This window comes from Ruegeria sp. AF3 (assembly GCF_056536285.1).
In genome coordinates, this window is record NZ_JBQFJM010000001.1 from 2,684,657 (window position 1) to 2,704,877 (window position 20,221).

A 20,221-nucleotide genomic window follows, 5' to 3' on the forward strand; every position below is an offset into this window, starting at 1 on the left:
CGCTGCCCCCGGACCCCCGGGATATTTAGGGCCAGATGAAGCTAAAGCGGATCAGAAGTTAACCGGGCCGTCGAGTTCATGGACCTGCCATGGCAAGCCATGTTCGTTCAGCATGTCCATGAAGTCGTCCGGGTCGAGCTGTTCCATGTTCCACACGCCAGGCTCGGACCAGTTGCCTTTCAGCACCTGCGCCGCGCCGATCATGGCGGGGACACCGGTGGTGTAGCTGACTGCCTGGCTGCCGACCTCGGCATAACATTCTTCGTGATCGCAGATGTTGTAGATGTAATAAGTCTTCTCGCCCGAGCCATCCTTGGCCTGACCTGTGGCGATGTCGCCGATGCAGGCCTTGCCCTTGGTTTCCGCGCCCAGATCACCGGGATCGGGCAAAAGGGTTTTCAGGAACTGGATCGGGATGATTTCCTTGCCGTCATGCATCACTGGGTCGATGCGGGTCATGCCGACATTTTCCAAGACCTTGGCATGCATGATATAGGCGTCGCCGAAGGTCATCCAGAAGCGGGCGCGCTCGATCTCGGGGAAGTGGGTCGAGAGCGATTCCAGTTCCTCGTGATACATCAGGTACATGTTCTTAGGGCCGATGGCGGGGAAATCGAACTCGACCTTGTGGGTCATGGCGGGAGAGTGTTTCCATTCGCCGTTTTCCCAGTGGCGCACTTCGGCCAGCACTTCGCGCAGGTTGATTTCGGGGTTGAAGTTGGTGGCAAATTCCTGATCGTTCGAACCGCCATTGGCGTCCAGCACGTCGATCTGGCGGATGGTGTCCAGCTTGTGCTTTTTCAACCATTTGGCAAAGACCGATGTAACGCCGGGATCGAAGCCCGAACCAAGGATGGCGGTCAAACCGGCCGCTTTGAACCGTTCCTGATAGGCCCATTGCCAGTGGTATTCGAACTTGGCCTCATCCTCGGGCTCATAGTTTGCCGTATCCACATAATGAATGCCCGCCTGAAGGCATGCGTCCATCAGCACCAGATCCTGATAGGGCAGGGCGAGGTTCACGAGGATTTCAGCACCAGTTTCCTTGATCAGCTTTACGGTGTCTTCGACCTTGTAGGCGTCCAGTTCGGCGGTCGCGATATCAACTCCCACACGGTCTTTCACCGACTTGGCGATCGCGTCGCATTTCGATTTCGTGCGGCTGGCCAGTGTGATTTCGGTGAAGATATCCGAATTCATTGCCATCTTGTGCACGGCAGCGTGGGATACGCCGCCCGCGCCGACAACCAGTGTTTTGCCACTCAAAGTGCCCATGGGGGTGATCTCCTCTCAGGGGTTATTCGTAATAGGTGTAACCGTTGATCGAGTCGCGGTAAGCGCTCATCAGGGTTTTGCGGTCCTTGGCTTTCAGGGTGCCAGTCGAAATCGCCTCATCCACCATTTTGCGGAAGGCGGCGACGCAATCCTGCGGGTCGAACTCGACATATGACAGAACCTGGCTGATCGTGTCGCCCTCTTGTTCGTGCAGCAGGTCAAAGCCGCCATCCGGGCGCAGGTCGATGGTGACCACGTTGGTGTCACCAAAGAGATTGTGCAGATCGCCCAATGTCTCCTGATAGGCACCGACGAAGAAGACGCCCATGAAGTATTCGTCCTCTTCAGGCAGGGAATGCACCGGCAGGCTGGGGGACACACCGTCGGCCAGAATAAACCGGTCAATCTTGCCGTCGCTGTCGCAGGTGATGTCGGACAGCACGGCGCGACGGTCGGGGATCTGGTTCAGATATTGCAGCGGCACGATCGGGTGCAGCTGGTCGATGGCCCAGACATCTGGCAGCGACTGGAACAGCGAGAAGTTGCAGTGATAGATATCCGCAACCTTTTCAAGCTGGTCGTTCAGGTCCGTTTCCAGATCCTCTGACGCGGCCAACGCCTTGAGCCGCGCCATCAGCGACAGGTATATCCGTTCGGCCCGGGCCATCTGACGCAGGTCGACATAGCCGCGACGAAACAGGGCGCGCAGCTCGTTACGATAGAAGGTGGCGTCGTTCCAGCATTCCTGCAGACGGTCGCGGGAGAGGTATCCGTGCACCGCGGCGAGGTCCGAGACCAAGTGGTGGTCATCCGGATCAACCTCGGGGCCATTGGGCGCATCGTAAAGCGTGCTTTCGAGCACGTTGAAGACCAGCATCGAGGACGTCGCCACCACCGCGCGCCCACTTTCCGTGACCAGTGTCGGATGGCCCACCTCTGCCTCGTCCATGGCGTAGGCCACGGTTTCGACGACATTGGCGCAGTATTCTTCGACCGTGTAGTTGATCGAGTTTTCGGCAGCTTTCTTTTCGCCGGTGTAATCGACCCCCATGCCGCCACCCAGATCCAGGTGAGTCAATGGAACGCCTTCGCGAGTTAGCTCGGTGTAATAGCGACAGGCTTCGCCCACAGCGCGGCGCACATCGTTGACATCCTGAACCTGGCTGCCCAGATGTGAATGCTGCAGCTTGAGGCAATGCAGCAAGCCTGCGTCTTTCAGCTTGTCTACCGTGGCGATAAGCTGATCGGTGTTCATCCCAAAGGCCGAGCGGTCGCCCGAACTTTCTTCCCATTTGCCGCTGATCTGGTTGGTCAGCTTCACCCGAACACCGATCAGGGGCTCGATGCCCAGTTCGTTGTAAACTTCTATTACCGTGTCGGCCTCTTTCGGGCTTTCCAGAACGATGACCGTGTTGAACCCAATCTTGCGGCTTAGAATCGCCAGTTGGATGAACTCGGCATCTTTGACGCCGTTGCACACGATCAGCGCGTCAGGGGCCAGACGATGGGCCAGCGCAATCACCAGTTCGGGTTTGGAGCCTGCCTCGAGCCCATAGTTATATTTCTTCCCAAACTCGACGATCCGGTCAACAACCTGGGCCTGTTGGTTTACCTTGATCGGGAATACGCCGCGATAGCTGCCATTATAGCCCACGCGCGTAATCGCATCTTGGAAACTTTCGTTCAGATGGGCGATTTCGTGTTCCAGATAAGACGCGACTCGTAGGACCATCGGTGCCTTGATGCCGCGGTCGTCCAGATCGCTGAGGATACCGGGCAGGCTGATCGCCGCTGTCTCGGGGGCCGTGGGATTGCGCAGACCGATCTCGCCCTGTTCGGTCACCTCGATGAGGCCTTTGCCCCATTTCTCAACTCCGTAGATGGAATGCGGTGCGTCGGGCGTCTGTTTCAATCAAGTCGGTCCTTAACGTAGGGTGCCAGTTTCGCGCCCGCCAATACGGCAGCAGTTTGATTCTTCCAAGTGTAAACTATCTGATTGGGGATTCCGAATTTTACGCGGACGGGTGGATCGGGATCAGATGATTGTCCCATTGGCATTCGGCGCGGGTTCGAACAGCTGGGCGCGCGCCCGTCAATGTCCCGAAGGCGCCTGTTCCCGTGGTAAAGACCAACCCGTTCGCACCGGCCCCAAGCCCACAGACATCCTCAAGCGCGAAGGCGCCGATGAATGTGCCACTGGTTGTGTCAAACTGGTGCAGCGCATTGCCGCGCGGACAGGTGATTGCGATCGTCTCGGCGTCGGCTGAAAATGCGATGCTGCCAGCGTATCCCTGCAACATGCTTTGTTCGTGATCCGGCGCGGCAAGCAGGCGCGGGGCTTCGCCCTGACGATGCAGGCCCAACAGGGGCGGGTGTTCGGACTTGCTGCCCTGCCATTGCATGGCAAAGCCAACCAGACCGTCGCTCCGCACCGCCAGATGGCGGATCGAGTTCTTGTGAAGCTCGTCAGGTAACGACACCTGCTCTTGGATCCTGCCCGACAGGGTGAGATAGCTCAGGTTGGGTGCCATCGTCGGCAGGTTCAGCTTTGTGCGCCCGGTTTCGGGGTGCGTTTCGATCCCGCCATTGGCAATCACCAGCGTTTCCCCGTCGGGCATCAGGCGCATGTCGTGCGGGCCTATTCCGCCCGATGAAAACTCACCCAGACGCGAAAAGCTTTCTGCGTCCCAGACACTGATAATACCTGTCCCGGCTTCGTAGTCGTTCTCGGTGGCATAAAAATACTCGCCATCTGCCGAGAATGTGCCGTGGCCATAGAAGTGTCGGCTTTCAGGGGCCTTTAGTTGCGCAATCTGCGCGCCGGTTGCGCAATCGATGACGATGGCAAAGGTGCCCGGACGCCTGGCAAACGCGACCGCCAGAGCTTTGTGCGGGTGGGCAGCGGCCGCATGTCCGCGTCCGGGTAGAGGCACGGAGAACACGATCGCGCCCAATGTGCTCAACCCGGCAAGTCGAAAGGACCCGTCGGGAAACAGCCCTGCGGCAAGAAAATCAGGCGAACCGGCCGAGGCCCACCCGCGGACCGGGGAAATCGTGGTCGCGGCAAGACCGGCAAGAAAATGACGGCGTGACGTCATGGGTTAATCTCCGTCCAGCGCGTTGAATCCTGCGCTGATCCCCAATGTCGGACCCAGCTTGGTCACGGCGATGGTGCGGATATCGTGGATCGACTGTTGAAGCGCCTCGATCCGGAACCGGGCCTGGGGATCTGAAACCCCGGCCAGCGAGGGATCGTCAATGGATTGAGCGTTCTGAATGGCACGTGCAAACGCTGCATCCAGTTCCGACGCGATTTCGGGGTGATCAAAAGACAGCCGTGCGGCTAAATCTCGCAAGGATATCAGCGACAGTTCTACATGGCGTAAAGACCGCCCGGACCGCCACGCTTCGGCCCGGTTCGGACGGGGGCGGTTGATTGTCCCCATGGGGCGACCCAGCCGAGTGTCAGCCGTGAACTCAAGACCGGTAGACAGGGCCTTGAACAATTCCTGCATCGCTTCGTCCTGCGTCCGATAGCGGCTGTTCTCTCCGGGTAGGGTAAGGCTAGGGGCATAGCTGTGCCAGTCCTGCGCTATCGCCCGGGCATTGGCATCTATGTCCGCCGTGATCGCCCTGATCAGCGCGCAGCGATATTCGGCATTGCCCTGTTCCGCGAAGGTGGGATCGAACAACATCCGTTCGAGGGCAAAGAACCCGCGCCCTGCGATTGACGTTTCGGCATAGGCGTCCGGACTTTGCACGGCATCATCCTGAGCCTCGATGTGCTGGGACAGAGTTTTGGATGTGAACCCTTTCGTGTCGGGCCAGAAAGCCATGGCGAAAGCGCGATCATCGACCTCAGTCGGACCGAACCTCAGGTGGCTGGCTGAAATCCAGCTGTCAAAAGCCGCATCATAAGCCTCGCGCAGTGCCGGTGAGGTCGGGTCGCACACCACCAATGATGCGCTGACAAGCGCGCCGGTCGTTTCCGGAAGGGTGTCGAACCGGGGCAGGATATGCGTTTCAGTCACATCCATCAGGACCGGTGCGCGATCCTGTGCCTGCGAGGCAAGTGGCATCAACAACACTGCAACAAGGGTAAGAAAACGCATGGGTCACAGGCTCTCCAGAAATTTGATCAGGGCGTCACGGTCTGCTTTGGGCATCCACACTACTGTATCGCGGGCAGCCTGCGCTTCACCGCCATGCCACAGGATCGCCTCTAGCAAGGTGCGCGCCCGCCCGTCATGCAGAAACTCCGTGTGGCCCGAGACGCGTTCGGTCAGGCCAACGCCCCACAAAGGCGGCGTGCGCCATTCCCGGCCTGTCGCTCGGGCCTCGGGGCGATTGTCGGCCAGACCTTCGCCAAGGTCATGCAGCAACAGGTCGGTGTAGGGCCAGATCAACTGAAAACTGTGCTCGGGCCGGTCTTCCATCCGATGGGTGACATGTGACGGTGTGTGGCATGACGCGCAGCCGGTCGTGTGAAACACCTCTTTCCCGCGCAAAACCTTGGGGTTGTCCACGTCGCGGCGACCCGGCACGCCCAGATTGCGGCTGTAGAAAGCGACCAGGTCCATACCCTGATGATCGATCTCAAAGCCGCGCTCATCATCGTCGCCGTGCGGGGCTTTGATGCAGTTCACCTGCACATTGGTGCAGTCCCCGTGCGGAGCAGGGTAGAGCGGGTTCGATATGCCGATATCCCCGGCAAAAGCAGCAGCCGATTGTTCCATAACTGTCGGCATCCCCGCCTTGTGACCGAACCGGCCCATCATTGGGGTGTCAAACTCGACCGACCAGACGATATTCGGGCGACCCGATATGCCGTCCCCATCCAAATCGTCGGGGTCGGCCCTGGCAAGCAGGTCTTCGACCGGGATCGCTTCCAACAGGCCAAGCCCGATCATCTGCGGCGCGATCCGTGGGCTTAGCATCGCGTCCGGGTGCAGCGGACCATAACCCAGACCGGCTGCCTGATAAGTCGGGCGGCGCAGTGAGGCGGTTTCACCGTCAGAAAGCGCTACCGGGATTTCTTCGTACGAGATGTCCAGCCGGTATTCCGCTGGATGACCTGCCAGTGCGAAATCCTGCATCTGCCCACCATAGGTAGGCTCGGGCACAGTGGCGATGTATTCTTCGATCGCTGCATAGCCATCTTCCGACGTGCCGGGGATCGAGACCCGCAGGAACATCGAAACCGCGTTGTCATCGGGCCCGTTTGGCGTGTGCCCGCGCCCATCCTTGATATGGCAGCGCTGGCATGACCGCGCGTTATAGAGCGGCCCCAACCCGTCAGAGGCGAGCGTCGATGAGGGCGACGAAACCCAAACCTTCTTGAACAGCCCGTTTCCGACCTTGAAATTCAGCTCCTGTTCAAAGCTCAAATTGTCTGAGGGTTGCGAGAACGCATCCGCGTCCGTACGAACCCGAACTGTCGCGGCCCCGGCGGGCAGTTCTTCAAATTGCTGCGGTGCGCTGAAATCCTGGGGCGGCGCCGTGACAACGGCAATCCGGGCGCGTTCATCGTCAGTGCGGGGGGTGACGTTCAGATGCAGATCCACCAGTTCGGCTGACAGGGAAGGGGTGGCCGCAAAGGCGACCATCGACAGGGCGACAAAGCTATTCGCCTTCGTCCATTTTCGATGCGTTGAGTTGCGCATAATTGGCTTCGCCGATCCTTTCATAGAGGTCGAGCTGCGTTTCGAGAAAGTCGATATGACCCTCTTCATCGGACATCAACTTCTCGAACAGCGACATCGAGACATAGTCGCCGGCATCCCGACAGTATTCGCGCGCTTCCTTGTACAAGGCCCGTGCATCAATCTCGGCCGCAAGGTCACATTCCAGCGTTTCCTTTGGTGTTTGACCTATCCGAAGCGGGTCTAGCTTCTGAAGGTTGGGGTGGCCTTCCAGAAAGATGATCCGTTCGATTAGCATGTCCGCGTGGCCCATCTCTTCGATGCTTTCCTCGCGGCTTTTCTTGGCCATGTGGCCAAGTCCCCAGTCTTCCTGCAACCGGTAGTGCAGCCAGTATTGGCTGACAGCAGTCAGTTCATGCCGCAGAGATTTGTTGAGATATTCGATGACTTTTGGATCGCCCTTCATCTGCACTCTCCTGTGATACTGCCGCGCGCAGGGCGCGGAGTTGCATGGGTACTTCGAGATTATCGCTTGACCGCATCGTGTCCAGAAACAGAGGCATGCATCCGCCGCAATCCGCCGATTTTCCAAGAGCACGGTAAACCTTGCCCGGGGTGATGATGGTTCGGGGGTCGGCTGTCCGCATCCAGTCGATGGCGGCACGGATGTCGTGGTCCGAGATGTTGGTGCAGTGGCAGACAATCATGGATGTTGGCTTGAGTTTGTGTGGCTCAGTGGGCTGGCGGGTCAGCGTGTTGAGTGTATCGGGGGCAGGCAAGCCCCCGGCGCGCGTTCTTGTTTAGTGGAATACCGCGTCGGGGTTATCCAGACTGTCTGATCCTTCAAATTCAATCTGGTCCAGTTCCAGTGCGGTCACGATGCGCTCGATTGTCTTGGTCTGGTCGATCAGGCCGTTGACGCCGGTCATGATCAGGGTTTCACCGCCTTCGTTGCCGCGTTCCAGCATTTGGTCATAGGCAAACCCTGCTTCCGCGGTCGATTTGATCCTGCCAAGGGCTTGCATCGTGACGGCCAGTTTCGCTTTCATCTCGGCGTCCAGTTCCGGGTCTGTTGCGTTTACCAATTCGGCCAGTGATGCGCCCGATACAGGTGTTCCATCGATGCGGGTATAGCTGCCCAGATAGACGTTCTGAACGCCCAGCCCATCGTAGTAATGGCTGTTGTGGGTGTTGTCCGAAAAGCAATCATGCTCTTCTTCCGGGTCGTTCAGCATCAGGCCCAGACGCATCCGCTCACCCGCCTGTTCACCGTAGGACAGTGAACCCATACCGGTCAGGATCGCACTGACACCCGCCGTTTCATTTTCCATCAGCGCCGTGCGCGCCGCGCCGCCTTGTTTCCACTGATCGGCCATCCAGGTCAGATCGCTGACCAGCAGGTCGGTTGCGGCGCTCAGATACTGGGCACGACGGTCGCAGTTGCCACCAGTGCAGGTATCGCCGTTTGCATAATCAGTGGCTGGACGGTTGCCTGCACCGGCCCCGTGGCCGTTCATGTCCTGACCCCACAGCAGGAACTCGATAGCGTGGTAGCCGGTCGCGACATTGGCTTCGATACCATCAGCTTCGTGCAGGGTTTCGCTCAGCAGTTCCGGAGTAATCTCGCTGGCGTCAATGGTTTCGCCCGACAGTTCGAAGCTGGGGTTGGCGATGACATTCAGAACCGCAAATTCGTTCTCATCCGTCGCGCCACCATAGGCCGCGTCGACGTAGTCAATCAGACCTTCATCCAGTGGCCAACCGTTTACTTTGCCTTCCCAGTCATCAACGATTGCATTGCCAAAACGATAAACTTCGGTCTGTTGATAAGGCACACGCGCTGCAACCCATGCTGCCCGTGCCGCAGTCAGAGTCACGCCCGAGGGTTCGGCAATCAGCGCATCGACTGCATCCCGCAAAGCCTTTGCCGCAATCAGGCTGTCGTCATACTTGGCTTCGGCAATATCGGCATAGGTTTCCAGAATATCCGCTTTTGCAGGTACATCCCCGGCAAAAGCAAAAGTGGCTGTCGCAAATGTCAAAGCGCTGGCTGTTGCAAACAACTTGGTCATTGAGGTCATTACTTTCTTGTCAGAACTGTCAGATCAGGCGGGTTTTTTCCCGCGGCGGCTTTCGCTGAAATAACTGAGTTAAAAAGTCAACATTGTCAATCTGAGTTTTTTTATCGGGAAATGGAGTTGCTGGCCCGGTGGTCACCCTCCCCATATCTGACGAGGTCTTGATCCGGCGGATCACATTGTGCGGTACATGTTTCGGGCTAAAATCATCCTAGTGATTCTTTTTAGGTGGTTTGTTGTTCATGAAGCGCGTGGTTCTGGCCTTGTTCCTGTTTCCTGCGGCACTTGCAGCGCAAGCAACGCAGATTTCCACGCCTCATCACCATGGTTCAGGCCAGATCAATATCGTGTTTTCGGACACCGGGTTCGCCTTGGCGCTGAGGGTGCCAAGCATGGACATCGTCGGGTTTGAATCCCCGGTTGAAAACGATGACAACCGCACGCGTGTGGCCATAGCAATGTCAGAACTTTCCGACCCGCTAGACCTGTTCGTAACCCCGCCCGAAGCTGGGTGCTCTACGGTGACGGCCCATGTGATTTTGACATACGGCATCACACAGCAGAAAGGTGAGGCGAACGCAGTCACAGGCTCCACAACGGCAGAGAGTCACTCGGAGTTTCAGGCAGACTATGTCATTCAGTGTCAGGATATGGGTGCGCTGAACATGATCGAGTTCGCCTATTTCGCGCGGTTCAGTGGGACTGGCCAGCTGAACATCCACTTGAATACGGGCGGGGTACAGGACGCTGTCGAAATTACACGCGCGGCACCATATCTCGATCTTCGGCCGGATCGATGAGCGCTGAAATTCAAGGAGAAACCAGAAGTGATGTTTTAGTTCGAAGGTCGGGGGATTTTGGTAGCGGAGGAGGGACTTGAACCCCCGACACGCGGATTATGATTCCGCTGCTCTAACCAACTGAGCTACTCCGCCGTGAGTGAGAGGCGATGTAAGCGAGGGGCCGGGGAGGGTCAAGAGGGAAATCGCCCTAACCGGGGAATTCTTTCACGGGCTCTGTCACCGGGTCCTGCAAGGGCGTCTGACGGAATATCGTGGCGTCCGCCATCCTGCGGATAAACGCGGCGCATATCTCCGGTTCTGTGATCAGGATCATATGACCCAGACCGTCAAGCTCTTCATAGCTCATACCATATTTGGCCATCGGCGGTCCGTGAAGGGCAGGCGACAGAAGCGCGTCCTGGCGGCCATACAATATCCCGCCGGGGACCGACAGCTCGGGGTATCTGGCCACCAGCGCATCGCAGCTGGCATCCAACCCGATAACGTCCTGCGAGGCCGTGACAAAGGCCGACGGGCGCAGCCCTAGCGCACCACCAGCACGGTCCAGAAAGTCATTTGGAGGGGTTTCAGGGTCAAATGCCACACCCAGACTGTGCGGTGCTGTTTTAGAGGCCATGGGAACCGCAATCGTGTTGGCAATCAGGCTGCGCAGCCATTTGGTCCGGATCTCGAGCGGTTTGAAGATCACCGGTGTTTCAGGCAGCCTGTGCGTCAGTGGCGCCAGCAGAGCGAGGCCGGATACCCGCTCGGGGTGGTCTAAAGCCAGCGCCAGCGACACCGCACCGCCCAGAGAATGCCCCACCAGCACAACCTGATCCACACCCTTGGTTTCAAGAAACTCAGCTATCATCGCGGCCTGCTGCGGCAATTGTGCGAGTTCTGCCGTATCCCGGGTTGAATATCCGCAACCGGGGCGATCCAGCGCGATGACGTGGAAATCCTCGGCCAGTTGATCTGCCAACGCGAAGGTAAAATGCTGTAACTGCCCAGCCAGACCATGAATCAGGATAACCGTCTGCGCGTCCGGATTGCCCTTTTCCACATAGTGGATGCTGCCGCCCTGCACGGGCACGATCTGGCCCATCTGCGGCACGGTTTTTAGCCCCTGACGGGTTATACGCCGGGTCCACAGGGCCATGGCCAGAAGAAAGACGGCAAAGGCCGCAACCAGGCTAAGAAAAACTGTCATCTAGCTGTCTCCGGTCCTAATAGGGATGTATTGCTCCAATCCCGATTGTGACATGCGTTTCTGAAACTCGGCAACTGTTCCGGGCCAAAGCGTCGTGTTTTGCCCGTCCGCATCAATGTACCAGGATGTGCAGCCTCCGGTCTGCCAGACACTGTCCGCGTGGCGGTCCTGCATTTCCCGTGTAAAGGCCGCCTGTTTCGCCGCATCGGGGGCGATCACCGACAGTTCCTTGTGCTGCATCTCGCTCAGAACCCGGCCGATATGCCCGACCTGAGCTTCGATCATCAACACAACCGAATTGTGCCCCAATCCGGTGTGAGGCCCCAGAAGGATAAAAAAGTTGGGAAAACCGGCTATCGCTGTGCCCAGATGAGCAGACATCCCGTTTGTCCAGGCCGACCGCAGCGTTAGCCCATCTGTGCCAGTAATATTCAACCTCTCTACGACATTGGTGACCTGAAACCCGGTGCCCCAGATCAGCGCGTCTGCCTCTGCCCTGGTGCCATCTGACGCGAGGATGCTGTTGCCATCGATACTGGCTACGCCGTGCGGAATGACGCTGACATTGTCGCGGGCCAGCGCCGGGTACCAGTCATTTGAACTGAGAATGCGTTTGCACCCAATTCGATAGTCCGGGGTCAGAATGCGCCGTTCTTCTGGGTCGGCAATCGCGCCTTCCAGTGACTTGCGCCACATTTTTAGGGCAAAGTTCATCGCGCGTTCCTCGCCCCTGAACACGCGGTGACGGAACTCGAAGAACATGAAAATCAGTTTGCGCCGGATGCGGGGAAGCAGGGGAAGGTAGGCATAAAGTTTGCGCACCCATGGCGCGATCGGGCCGTCAGGGCGCGGCATAACGTAAGGCGCGCTGCGCTGAAAAACGGTGACGTGGCGCGCAATCTTGGCAATCTCTGGCACGAACTGAACGGCTGACGCCCCGGTGCCGACAACTGCCACATGCTTTCCGGTCAGATCGACGGTGTGATCCCATTTGGCCGAATGAAAACAGGGGCCGGGAAAGCTGTCGGTGCCGGGAATATCCGGAATGCTGGGATGATGCAGCGCGCCAATGGCCGAGACCAGAAACTTGGCTGACCAGATCTGGCCATCCGTGGTTTCAACCTGCCAATGCGTGCCATCCCATCTCGCCGATTTCAACTCCTGCCCAAAATGGCAAAGATTATACAATCCTTCCTGATGCGCGACATTTTGCAGATATTCCTGTATCTCTGCGCCACCGGCATAGGCGCGACTCCAGTACGGATTAGGGTGGGTCGCCATGGAATACAGATGTGAAGGCACATCGCAGGCGACGCCAGGATAGGTGTTCTCGCGCCACGTGCCACCGATATCTTCGGCCTTTTCCAGAATGGCGATATCTTTGATGCCGTGTTTGCGTGCCTCAAGCGCCATCGTCAGCCCTGAGAACCCGGCACCGATGATCAGCATCTCTGTCGCGTGGTGCATTGAAGCGCCCCTCCTGAAACAACTTTATGGATATCTGTTGCAGATGTCTGCACGTGATTGGCAGTGAAGTAGGTCACACAAGATAAAATGACTGAACGACCTTACGTGAACAGGCGCGGCGAAAAACCGTCATCAGGGCGGTGTCGCTTCCTGCAAACACATATCGCAATCGGAGAGGTGAACGCGGCGTATTTCCGTCAGTCTGATTCAAAACAGGAGGATTGCCCCTTGTCGACCCGTACTCTTGCACGTGCCGGTGGGCGTTCCGCGCGCCGCGCTCTTCGCACCGCGCCGAACTTCGACATGCTGCCGGGTTTGACCCGCGGCATCCCGCATTGCGAAGTTATGAACGGAAGCCAGGTTGAGCTTATCGACAAGGCCGCCATGAATATTCTGGAGAACGTTGGTGTCCAGTTTCGCGACCCGACCGCAGTGGAAGACTGGAAGAAAACGGGCGCGAAGGTTGACGGAGAGCTGGTCTTTCTGGACCGCAACATGGTGCGTGAGCTGATCGCGACCATTCCGGCGCAATTCACCTATCACGCACGCGATCCGCAAAAGAACCTCGCTCTCGGCGGCAAGCACTCGATCTTCGTGCCGATGACCGGCGCGCCGTTTCTGCGTGATCTTGACGACGTGCGCCGGAACCCGACGCTGGACGATCTGGCGATGTTTCATAAACTGTCGCACATGATGCCCGCACTGCACAGTTCGGCCCATCATATCGTCGAACCTTACGATCACCCGATCAGCCAGCGGCACCTGCGCATCACTTATTCGTCGATGAAATACTCGGACAAAACGTTCATGGGCATGACCACCTCGCCCCGGAATGCCGAAGACGTGATGGACATGTGCGATATCCTTTTCGGCCAAGGGTTCATTGATGACCACCCGGTTACAACGGGCAACTGCAATGGCAACAGCCCGCTGGTCTGGGATGAAACCATGCTGGGTGCAATGCGCGCCTTCTGCCGCCGGAATCAGCCGGTTTTGTGCTCGCCCTTCGTTCTGGGCGGTGCCAATACGCCCGCATCGGTACCCGCAACCGTGGCACAGCTGACCGCTGAGGCGCTTTCGGCGCTGGCTTATACGCAGGTGATCCGCAAGGGCTGTCCGGCGATTTGGGGGCACTATCTGTCAACCGTTTCGATGAAATCCGGTGCGCCGATGGCAGGGACGCCTGAAATCAGTCTGATGAATTTCATGATTGGTCAGATGGCGCGCTTTTACGATGTGCCATGGCGCACCTCGAACACGCTGGGCGGGGCCAAGACGTTTGACGCGCAGGCCGGGTACGAATCCGCGACAACTCTGGGCGCTGTTCTGCATGCAGGGGCCCACTACATCTGGCATTCGGCAGGCTGGAACGAGGCGGGGATGCATTGTTCGGTCGCCAAGTTTGTTGTGGACGCGGAACAATGCGCGATGGCCTATCGGATGGCGGAGGGGCCTAAATGGCATGATTTTGACGAAGCCTTGGCCGCAATTCCGGATGTGGGTCCCGGCGGGCACTATTTGGGGCATCCGCACACCCAGGAGAATTTTCAGACGGCTTTTTTCATGCCCGAACTGTTTGACAACAACTCGATCGAACAATGGGTGGCGGAAGGCGAAGTTGAAATCACCGAACGCGCCCTGATCTACGCGAGGAAGCTTTTGGCTGAGTATCAGGAACCCAAGCTGGATGAGGCCAAGAACGACGCCCTTCTGGACTATATCGCCCGCCGCGAGAGGGAAATTCCGGCCGCGGATGAGTTGAACCAGACTTCTTGACGGACAAGTTCATTCTTTGCCGGATCGCCACTCTTTCCAGATCAGATAACTGTTGGCGGCAAGCGAGGCGAATGGCTCGGGCGGCAAACTCGGCAAGTCCGGCTGCGCCAGAAAATGATCGGCGATGACAGACCGACGGTCCAGCACCAGTTCAGCGATGCCCATGCCTTGCAGTGTTCCCCGTGCGATGCCCAGACCGTTCTGGCAACAGGCAGAGTAGACACCGTCCTCAAGCTCACCGAACGCGGCTGATCCATTGCGGCTGAGGCAAAGCATCCCGGCCCAGCGATGTTCCATCTGCACATCCGGCAGATGCGGGAAGCGTTCCCTGAACTTTCTGTCATGCACCCAGCCTGCATTGCGCAGCCTCATTGGACTGGTCTCGATTGTTGGATGAAAGCTTGAGCAGGTGCGAATCAGGATGCGATCCCCATAGCTTCCCGAGATACGCCGTACCGACGTCCCCAATGGGTTCGCAGGCGTCACGGACCATCGCGACTGCCCGCCCATTGTCTTGATCTGCGCGTCGGTCAGCGGCGCTGTGAGCGAGGCATAGAGGCAAATATGCATCAACTGCCGCTGGTAGAACCCAAAGCTTTCCAGATGACCGTTATTGGCCAGAATGATCCGCCCGGTGCTGACCTTGGCCTTGTTGGTGCTGAGCACCCAGCCTGCGCCTTGTTGTTCAATACGGATGACGGGTGAATGCTCGAATACATTGATCTGCCCGGCCAGACGGGCAGACAGCGCCCGCACATATGCCGCAGGCTGGATCATCACTGTCCCCGGCGCATAAAGCCCCGAGGTATAGTGCGGGCTGCCTGTGATCTCTTGCATCTGCTGCTGATCATAAAGCGTATGCGGCTCGCCCAGTTTGGTCAGGTGCGCGGCAAAGGCGCGGTTGTGCGCGTCGCCCGCTTTGGTGGCGGCGGCATTGTATTTGCCGCAAGGGTCGAACATTTCCTGTGGCAGCCCGCAATCGGAGGCCACTTCGGTCGCAAAGGCAATGGCCTTGCGGTTCAGCGCAATGGTGGCGCGATCTGCCTCTGATCCCTTGCCCGCGTAGTTATCCGAGGCCAAATCATGGGGCAAGTCGATCATGAACCCCGAATTCCGGCCTGCCGAGCTCTCCGCGAAGCGATCGGCTTCCAGCAAAACGATTTTCAGCGAAGAATCCAATTGATGCAGCCGCCGTGCCGCGCTGAGCCCGGCAAACCCGCCGCCAACTATTGTGATATCCGCGGTAAGGTTCCGTTCCAGCACCGCCAGAGGTGTTTGAGGCGGCAGAATCGCGTTCCATCCCGACGGACCTGTCTGCCGGGGTAGCCTTTTGGCGTCATGTCGGCTCAACCGACGGCCTCATCCGCGTCATCGGCCAGATCGATCCAGATGGTTTTCAACTGGGTGTACTGATCATGCGCGTGTATCGAGTTATCACGACCCCCAAAGCCCGATTGCTTGTAACCACCGAAGGGTGTCGTGATGTCACCTTCGCCGAAGCTGTTCACTGTCACGGTGCCTGCGCGGATCATCCGCGCACCTCGAATGGCGCGTTTGACATTGGCCGTGAAGATCGAGGCGCATAAGCCATAGTCGGTGTCGTTCGCGATCTGGATCGCTTCATCGAAGCCCGAGACTTCAATTACCGACAAGACAGGGCCAAAGATTTCCTCGCGCGCCAATGCAGCGTCGTTGCCGGGCACTTCGACCACGGTGGCCTCGACAAACCCGTTGTCTGCTTTGCCACCGATCACCACGTTCTCGGCCTGATCCAGATAGCCACAAACCTTGGTGTAGTGATCTTCGCTCACCAGTGCGCCCATGCGGGTTTCGGGGTCGAGCGGGTCGCCGGTGTTCCATTGTTTGGCGTGATGCGCGATGCGCTCCAGCAACTCGGCCTTCACTTTCTTATGTACGATCAGGCGTGACGAGGCCGAGCAGTTTTCACCCATGTTCCAGAATGCGCCATTGACGATATGCGCCGCCACCCTGTCGAGGTTTTCGGCATCGTCCATCACGATGGCTGGGTTCTTGCCGCCCATCTCCAAGACCACCTCTTTGGCGTTGCTTTCCGCCGAATAGGTCAGAAAGCGTTTGCCGGTCACGGTTGAGCCTGTGAAGGATACCATGTCGATATCCATGTGCCGCCCAATGGGTTCGCCCACCTCGGCCCCGCCACCGGGAACGATGTTCAATACTCCGCGTGGCAAACCTGCCTCCATCGCCAATTCAGCAAGGCGCAGGGCCGTCAAAGTGGTTTCAATCGCCGGTTTCACAACAACAGAACAGCCTGCCGCCAGTGCTGGCCCTATCTTCCATGCCAGCATCAGCAGCGGAAAGTTCCACGGCAGCACCAGACCGACGACGCCGATTGGCTCGCGCACCACCATAGCGATGTGATCGTCGCCGGCGGGCGAAACCTGATCGTAAATTTTGTCAATCGCCTCGGCGTGCCACTTCAGGCAGTGGATCGTCTCGGGCACATCAACAGTTTCGCAGTCAAAGATCGTCTTGCCGCTGTCGATGCTCTCCATCACGGCCAGTTCACGGGCGTTGCGGGTTATCAGCTTGCACAACCTGATCAATATATCCTTGCGATCAGACGGATGCAGCTTGCTCCAGCGGCCATCGTCAAACGCCTCACGAGCTTTCGCGACCGCAAAATCCACATCCGCCCCATCGCAGGATGCGATATCGGTCAGCTTTTCACCGGTTGCAGGGTTCTCTGTCGCAAAGGTCTGGCCCGAGAACGACGGACGGAATGCGCCGTCGATAAAGGCACCTGTCGGCAGGTTCAGACCTGCGGCGATGGATTTGTACTCGTCCTGTGTCAGCAGATCCATGTTTGTCACCCCTCAGCCACGATGTCAGCGATTGTCTTCGTCAGCACGCGCGTCACCTGTTCCAGCGCGCGCTTGTCATCTTTGTTCAGGCCCTTCAGTGGAGGCCGCATGATACCCGCGTCGATCCCGTTCATGGTGACGCCATGCTTGATGGTCTGGATGAACTTGCCACCCTGTTCCAGCACCCGCATCAGCGGCATCATCGCAGACATGATCCGGCGCCCTTTGGCAAAGTTGCCTTCGATCACGCAGGCCTGATATAGAGCCATATGTTCCGCTGGCAGGAAGTTCGAACCGCCGCAAACCCAGAATGGTGCGCCCCAGGCGAAAAACTCTAGTGCCTGATCGTCCATGCCACAGCCCAGCTGGATATGCGGATAATCCCGCGCCAACAGATGCACCCGGTTGATATCGCCCGAGCTTTCCTTGATGCCGCAGAAATTTCGGCTCCGACCCACGCGGTCAAGGAACTCTTCCCCCATCATTGTGCCGGTACGGTGCGGATAGTTGTAAAGCATCACCGGCAGGTCGGCGGCCTTGTCGATGGCCAGCGCGTTCAGCGCGTTTTCGCGATCCGTCGGTACCGAATAGGGCGGGCTTGCCAACAGGATGGCATCCGCGCCGATGTCGCGCGCGCCCGCGGCCAACGCAATCGAGTCCGAAGTCAGCATCGCGCCCGTGCCAACCACCAAGGGCAACCGCCCTTTCAGGCGCTGATGCGTGAATTTGGCCAGTTCCAGCCGCTCCGCCACGGTCTGGGCATAATTCTCGCCCGTGGATCCGCCGGAAATCAGGCCGTGCACACCGTTTTCGATCAGGTATTCGATCACGTCGGACAGGGCGTCCCAGTTCACGCTACCATCGTCGTGATAGGGGGTGATCACAGGGGTATATATCCCTTCAAACTTGAAAATCGGGTTCATTCCGTCCTCATGCGGGTTTCGAAAGTGGCGGGATACCCATTGCGACATCCAGTGCGTCAGGCATCACGAACATCCCGATCTGATCCCGGGACAGGTTCCAGTGATCCTCGGCCAGTTTCGCCGCCGCGGCTTCATCGCGTGCCTCGATGGCTGCGATGATCGCGTCATGCTGTTGGCTGGCCAGCGACAGGTTTTCGGACATTTCAACTGTCTGTGGCCGGTAGAATGTCATGCCAATCCGTGCATGATCGATCAGCAGCCGGTTGAATGACGGCAGCAGGTAGACATTGCCGGACATCTCTCCGGTCACGTCATGAAAACGGTTGTTGGCAAGTGCGCGATCTTCGGCCGACCCTGAACGAAGGGCAGCTTTGAATGCTTGCTGAGCCGCTTTCAGTTCTTCGATTTGCGCGTTAGTCGCGTTCACTGCCGCCAGACGCAGGATGGCCCCGTAAACCATCGGCGCGGCAAGGAAGAAATCGCGCAGTGTGGTGTAGGACATTTCCGAAACACGGGCACTGCGGTTTTTTCGCAGATCCAGATAGCCTTCGCCAGCCAGTTGACGAAACACTTCGCGCAGAGGCGTGCGCGACAGGCCGAATTCATCGGACAGATGCGCCTCATCCAGATCGTCACCTGGACGAAGGCGCAGCGTCAGGATGGACATCTTCAGGTGTTCTCTGAGCGCATTTTTGCGCGACTTGGCTTCGTCTTTCATCCTTTGGCCTCACTATGTCCTGTGGCCGCCGCGTTCGAATCGCGGAGGTCACAGTTTTGTATTTCTAAAAAATACAACTTGTATACAAAAAAATCTCGTGCAGCATGGATGTCTGCAAAATAGACTCACGTTCGGGCGTCGGCCCAGTTTGGAAATGGTCCTGCTCATGCCTCAGACGCAGCACTTCGCCTTCATCCTGGTCGAGGAGTTTTCGCACCTCGCCTTTTCCTGTGCGGTCGAGCCGCTGAGAATCGCCAACCTTGTAAGTGGCGAAGAGCTGTATCGCTGGTCATTTGTATCCGAACAGGGCGAGCAGGCCGTGTCTTCCAATGGGTCCGTCACCCTTGTGCATTCCGGACTTGAGGAACTGTCCAAGTGCGATCAGCTCTTTGTTTTGTCGGGCATTCACATGCGTGACCACGTGACCCGTTCCCTTCTGGCCACACTGCGGCGCGAACGAGCGCGCGGAACGCGGATCGGGGCATTGTGTTCCGGCGCGTGGCTGCTGGCCGAGGCCGGGTTCCTCAACGGTATGCAGGCGGCGATCCATTGGGAATACCACGACGCGTTCATGGAAGCCTTTCCGGATATCAATCTGGTGCGCAGCGTCTTTGTCGCCGACGAAAAACACATTACCGCATCAGGTGGGACCGCGACCGCAGACTTGATGCTGCATCTGATTGAACGCGACCATGGCGAAGAGCTGGCCACCGATGTTGCGGATCAAATGGTCTATAACACTGTGCGTAATGCGACCGCCAATCAGCGCGTTTCGCTGCAATCGCGCAATGGAATGCGCAATGCCCATCTGGCAAAGGCGATAGACATTATGCAGGACAGCCTGGAAACCCCAGTTTCCCCATCCTTCATTGCAGACAAATTGGGTATTTCCACCCGTCAACTTGAACGGTTGTTTGGCAAATACCTAAACACTTCCCCTAAAAGGTACTTTATGGAAATGCGGCTGGAACGGGCCCGGAAGCTGCTTTTGCAAACCGAGGCGTCGGTTACCGAAGTCGCCGTGGCCTGCGGCTTCGAAAATCCGGGTCATTTCTCTAGGGTATACAGATCCAGTTTCGGCATCACGCCGCACGCACAACGCAACAAGATCAACTGAGAAATATGGGTTGCTGGTTCGCGCTTACCGGCGGGGGTGCCGCGATCTGTTGGCCTCGAACTGGCCTGATCTGGCACCCCCTGATCCTGCCGGGATACCCCCTCGTTAAAAACTGGACTAGTCAACAGACCGGCAGGATTACCCACCAATAAATCTCGATATAGGCATAAGTATATCAAGAACTTGTCATCCAGAGATTTGTTGTGCCCTGTTTCGTTAATCTACCGTTAATTTAAGGCTCAGATTGAGGCTTTGATTGTGGGTAATCTGCAATATCGACATGCGGTCGCCGCAATCTGTTCAACCTGATGGCGTGTCGTGATTTGTGTCAGGCCTCAGAGGTTTCCAAAAGGAATCTGTTTCACGGTTCAAAACAAGTAGTGAACATAT

Annotated in this window: 17 protein-coding genes and 1 tRNA gene; 3 read left to right on the forward strand and 15 right to left on the reverse strand. The window is 57.8% G+C overall.

Annotation, left to right across the window (positions count from 1 at the left end; genetic code table 11):
- Positions 1-51: 51 nt before the first annotated feature.
- The 8 genes from ACR3FC_RS13540 to ACR3FC_RS13575 all read right to left on the reverse strand — a co-directional run bounded on the left by ACR3FC_RS13540 (position 52) and on the right by ACR3FC_RS13575 (position 8,989).
- Positions 52-1,275: a saccharopine dehydrogenase family protein gene (locus tag ACR3FC_RS13540; protein ID WP_480475642.1), complete on the reverse strand. Its 1,224-nt coding sequence runs from the start codon at positions 1,273-1,275 to the stop codon at positions 52-54.
- A gap of 22 nt (positions 1,276-1,297) precedes the next feature.
- Positions 1,298-3,187 carry a biosynthetic arginine decarboxylase gene (gene speA, locus ACR3FC_RS13545; protein ID WP_480475644.1) on the reverse strand — a complete coding sequence of 630 codons (1,890 nt, stop codon included), beginning with the start codon at positions 3,185-3,187 and terminating at the stop codon, positions 1,298-1,300.
- Positions 3,188-3,287: 100 nt separating this feature from the next.
- Entirely contained in the window at positions 3,288-4,373 is a 1,086-nt protein-coding gene (locus ACR3FC_RS13550) for a DUF1513 domain-containing protein (RefSeq protein ID WP_480475646.1), read from the reverse strand.
- 3 nt (positions 4,374-4,376) lie between these two features.
- Positions 4,377-5,387: an imelysin family protein gene (locus tag ACR3FC_RS13555; RefSeq protein WP_480475648.1), complete on the reverse strand. Its 1,011-nt coding sequence runs from the start codon at positions 5,385-5,387 to the stop codon at positions 4,377-4,379.
- A gap of 3 nt (positions 5,388-5,390) precedes the next feature.
- The gene (locus ACR3FC_RS13560; RefSeq protein ID WP_480476908.1) at positions 5,391-6,881 is read right to left on the reverse strand and encodes a di-heme oxidoreductase family protein; all 1,491 of its coding nucleotides are present in this window, start codon (positions 6,879-6,881) and stop codon (positions 5,391-5,393) included.
- A 16-nt stretch (positions 6,882-6,897) separates the two neighbouring features.
- A complete protein-coding gene (gene bfr, locus ACR3FC_RS13565) occupies positions 6,898-7,383 on the reverse strand; it encodes a bacterioferritin (RefSeq protein ID WP_480475650.1) in 486 nt (161 codons plus the stop codon).
- A complete protein-coding gene (locus ACR3FC_RS13570) occupies positions 7,331-7,624 on the reverse strand; it encodes a (2Fe-2S)-binding protein (RefSeq protein ID WP_480476910.1) in 294 nt (97 codons plus the stop codon). The genes bfr and ACR3FC_RS13570 overlap by 53 nt, the downstream gene beginning before the upstream one ends.
- A gap of 93 nt (positions 7,625-7,717) precedes the next feature.
- Positions 7,718-8,989, reverse strand: a complete 1,272-nt coding sequence (locus tag ACR3FC_RS13575) for an imelysin family protein (RefSeq protein WP_480475652.1) — start codon at positions 8,987-8,989, stop codon at positions 7,718-7,720.
- 248 nt (positions 8,990-9,237) lie between these two features.
- Between ACR3FC_RS13575 and ACR3FC_RS13580 the strand changes: the two genes are divergently transcribed.
- Positions 9,238-9,795, forward strand: coding sequence for a ZrgA family zinc uptake protein (locus tag ACR3FC_RS13580; protein ID WP_480475654.1), 558 nt, complete (start codon positions 9,238-9,240; stop codon positions 9,793-9,795).
- 58 nt (positions 9,796-9,853) lie between these two features.
- Here ACR3FC_RS13580 and ACR3FC_RS13585 read toward each other — a convergent pair.
- The 3 genes from ACR3FC_RS13585 to ACR3FC_RS13595 form a co-directional block, all read right to left on the reverse strand.
- Positions 9,854-9,930: transfer RNA gene (locus tag ACR3FC_RS13585), tRNA-Met, on the reverse strand.
- Positions 9,931-9,985: 55 nt separating this feature from the next.
- Positions 9,986-10,987: an alpha/beta fold hydrolase gene (locus tag ACR3FC_RS13590; protein WP_480475656.1), complete on the reverse strand. Its 1,002-nt coding sequence runs from the start codon at positions 10,985-10,987 to the stop codon at positions 9,986-9,988.
- Entirely contained in the window at positions 10,988-12,454 is a 1,467-nt protein-coding gene (locus ACR3FC_RS13595) for a flavin-containing monooxygenase (protein ID WP_480475658.1), read from the reverse strand. It abuts the gene before it with no gap.
- 87 nt (positions 12,455-12,541) lie between these two features.
- On the opposite strand from ACR3FC_RS13595, the gene ACR3FC_RS13600 reads away from it, so the two are divergent.
- Positions 12,542-14,230, forward strand: a complete 1,689-nt coding sequence (locus ACR3FC_RS13600) for a trimethylamine methyltransferase family protein (protein WP_480475660.1) — start codon at positions 12,542-12,544, stop codon at positions 14,228-14,230.
- 9 nt (positions 14,231-14,239) lie between these two features.
- Here the strand turns inward: ACR3FC_RS13600 and ACR3FC_RS13605 are convergent, their stop codons facing one another.
- The 4 genes from ACR3FC_RS13605 to ACR3FC_RS13620 are packed head-to-tail and all read right to left on the reverse strand — an operon-like array spanning position 14,240 to position 18,714.
- A complete protein-coding gene (locus tag ACR3FC_RS13605) occupies positions 14,240-15,580 on the reverse strand; it encodes an NAD(P)/FAD-dependent oxidoreductase (protein WP_480475662.1) in 1,341 nt (446 codons plus the stop codon).
- Positions 15,577-17,073 (reverse strand): aldehyde dehydrogenase, encoded by a 1,497-nt coding sequence (locus tag ACR3FC_RS13610; RefSeq protein ID WP_480475664.1) that lies wholly within the window; start codon positions 17,071-17,073, stop codon positions 15,577-15,579. The genes ACR3FC_RS13605 and ACR3FC_RS13610 overlap by 4 nt, the downstream gene beginning before the upstream one ends.
- 5 nt (positions 17,074-17,078) lie before the next feature.
- Positions 17,079-17,996 (reverse strand): dihydrodipicolinate synthase family protein, encoded by a 918-nt coding sequence (locus ACR3FC_RS13615; RefSeq protein WP_480475667.1) that lies wholly within the window; start codon positions 17,994-17,996, stop codon positions 17,079-17,081.
- 7 nt (positions 17,997-18,003) lie between these two features.
- Positions 18,004-18,714 (reverse strand): GntR family transcriptional regulator, encoded by a 711-nt coding sequence (locus ACR3FC_RS13620; RefSeq protein ID WP_480475669.1) that lies wholly within the window; start codon positions 18,712-18,714, stop codon positions 18,004-18,006.
- Positions 18,715-18,880: 166 nt separating this feature from the next.
- Here ACR3FC_RS13620 and ACR3FC_RS13625 point away from each other — a divergent pair, with 166 nt between their 5' ends.
- Positions 18,881-19,831, forward strand: a complete 951-nt coding sequence (locus ACR3FC_RS13625) for a GlxA family transcriptional regulator (RefSeq protein ID WP_480475671.1) — start codon at positions 18,881-18,883, stop codon at positions 19,829-19,831.
- Positions 19,832-20,221 lie beyond the last annotated feature (390 nt).

Coding starts and splice junctions, on each gene's coding strand:
- ACR3FC_RS13540 (WP_480475642.1), bottom strand. CDS start 1,275: ATGGGCACTTTGAGTGGCAAAACACTGGTTGTCGGCGCGGGCGGCGTA.
- ACR3FC_RS13550 (WP_480475646.1), bottom strand. CDS start 4,373: ATGACGTCACGCCGTCATTTTCTTGCCGGTCTTGCCGCGACCACGATT.
- ACR3FC_RS13555 (WP_480475648.1), bottom strand. CDS start 5,387: ATGCGTTTTCTTACCCTTGTTGCAGTGTTGTTGATGCCACTTGCCTCG.
- ACR3FC_RS13560 (WP_480476908.1), bottom strand. CDS start 6,881: ATGGTCGCCTTTGCGGCCACCCCTTCCCTGTCAGCCGAACTGGTGGAT.
- bfr (WP_480475650.1), bottom strand. CDS start 7,383: ATGAAGGGCGATCCAAAAGTCATCGAATATCTCAACAAATCTCTGCGG.
- ACR3FC_RS13570 (WP_480476910.1), bottom strand. CDS start 7,624: ATGATTGTCTGCCACTGCACCAACATCTCGGACCACGACATCCGTGCC.
- ACR3FC_RS13575 (WP_480475652.1), bottom strand. CDS start 8,989: ATGACCAAGTTGTTTGCAACAGCCAGCGCTTTGACATTTGCGACAGCC.
- ACR3FC_RS13580 (WP_480475654.1), top strand. CDS start 9,238: ATGAAGCGCGTGGTTCTGGCCTTGTTCCTGTTTCCTGCGGCACTTGCA.
- ACR3FC_RS13590 (WP_480475656.1), bottom strand. CDS start 10,987: ATGACAGTTTTTCTTAGCCTGGTTGCGGCCTTTGCCGTCTTTCTTCTG.
- ACR3FC_RS13595 (WP_480475658.1), bottom strand. CDS start 12,454: ATGCACCACGCGACAGAGATGCTGATCATCGGTGCCGGGTTCTCAGGG.
- ACR3FC_RS13600 (WP_480475660.1), top strand. CDS start 12,542: ATGACTGAACGACCTTACGTGAACAGGCGCGGCGAAAAACCGTCATCA.
- ACR3FC_RS13610 (WP_480475664.1), bottom strand. CDS start 17,073: ATGGATCTGCTGACACAGGACGAGTACAAATCCATCGCCGCAGGTCTG.
- ACR3FC_RS13615 (WP_480475667.1), bottom strand. CDS start 17,996: ATGAACCCGATTTTCAAGTTTGAAGGGATATATACCCCTGTGATCACC.
- ACR3FC_RS13620 (WP_480475669.1), bottom strand. CDS start 18,714: ATGAAAGACGAAGCCAAGTCGCGCAAAAATGCGCTCAGAGAACACCTG.
- ACR3FC_RS13625 (WP_480475671.1), top strand. CDS start 18,881: ATGCCTCAGACGCAGCACTTCGCCTTCATCCTGGTCGAGGAGTTTTCG.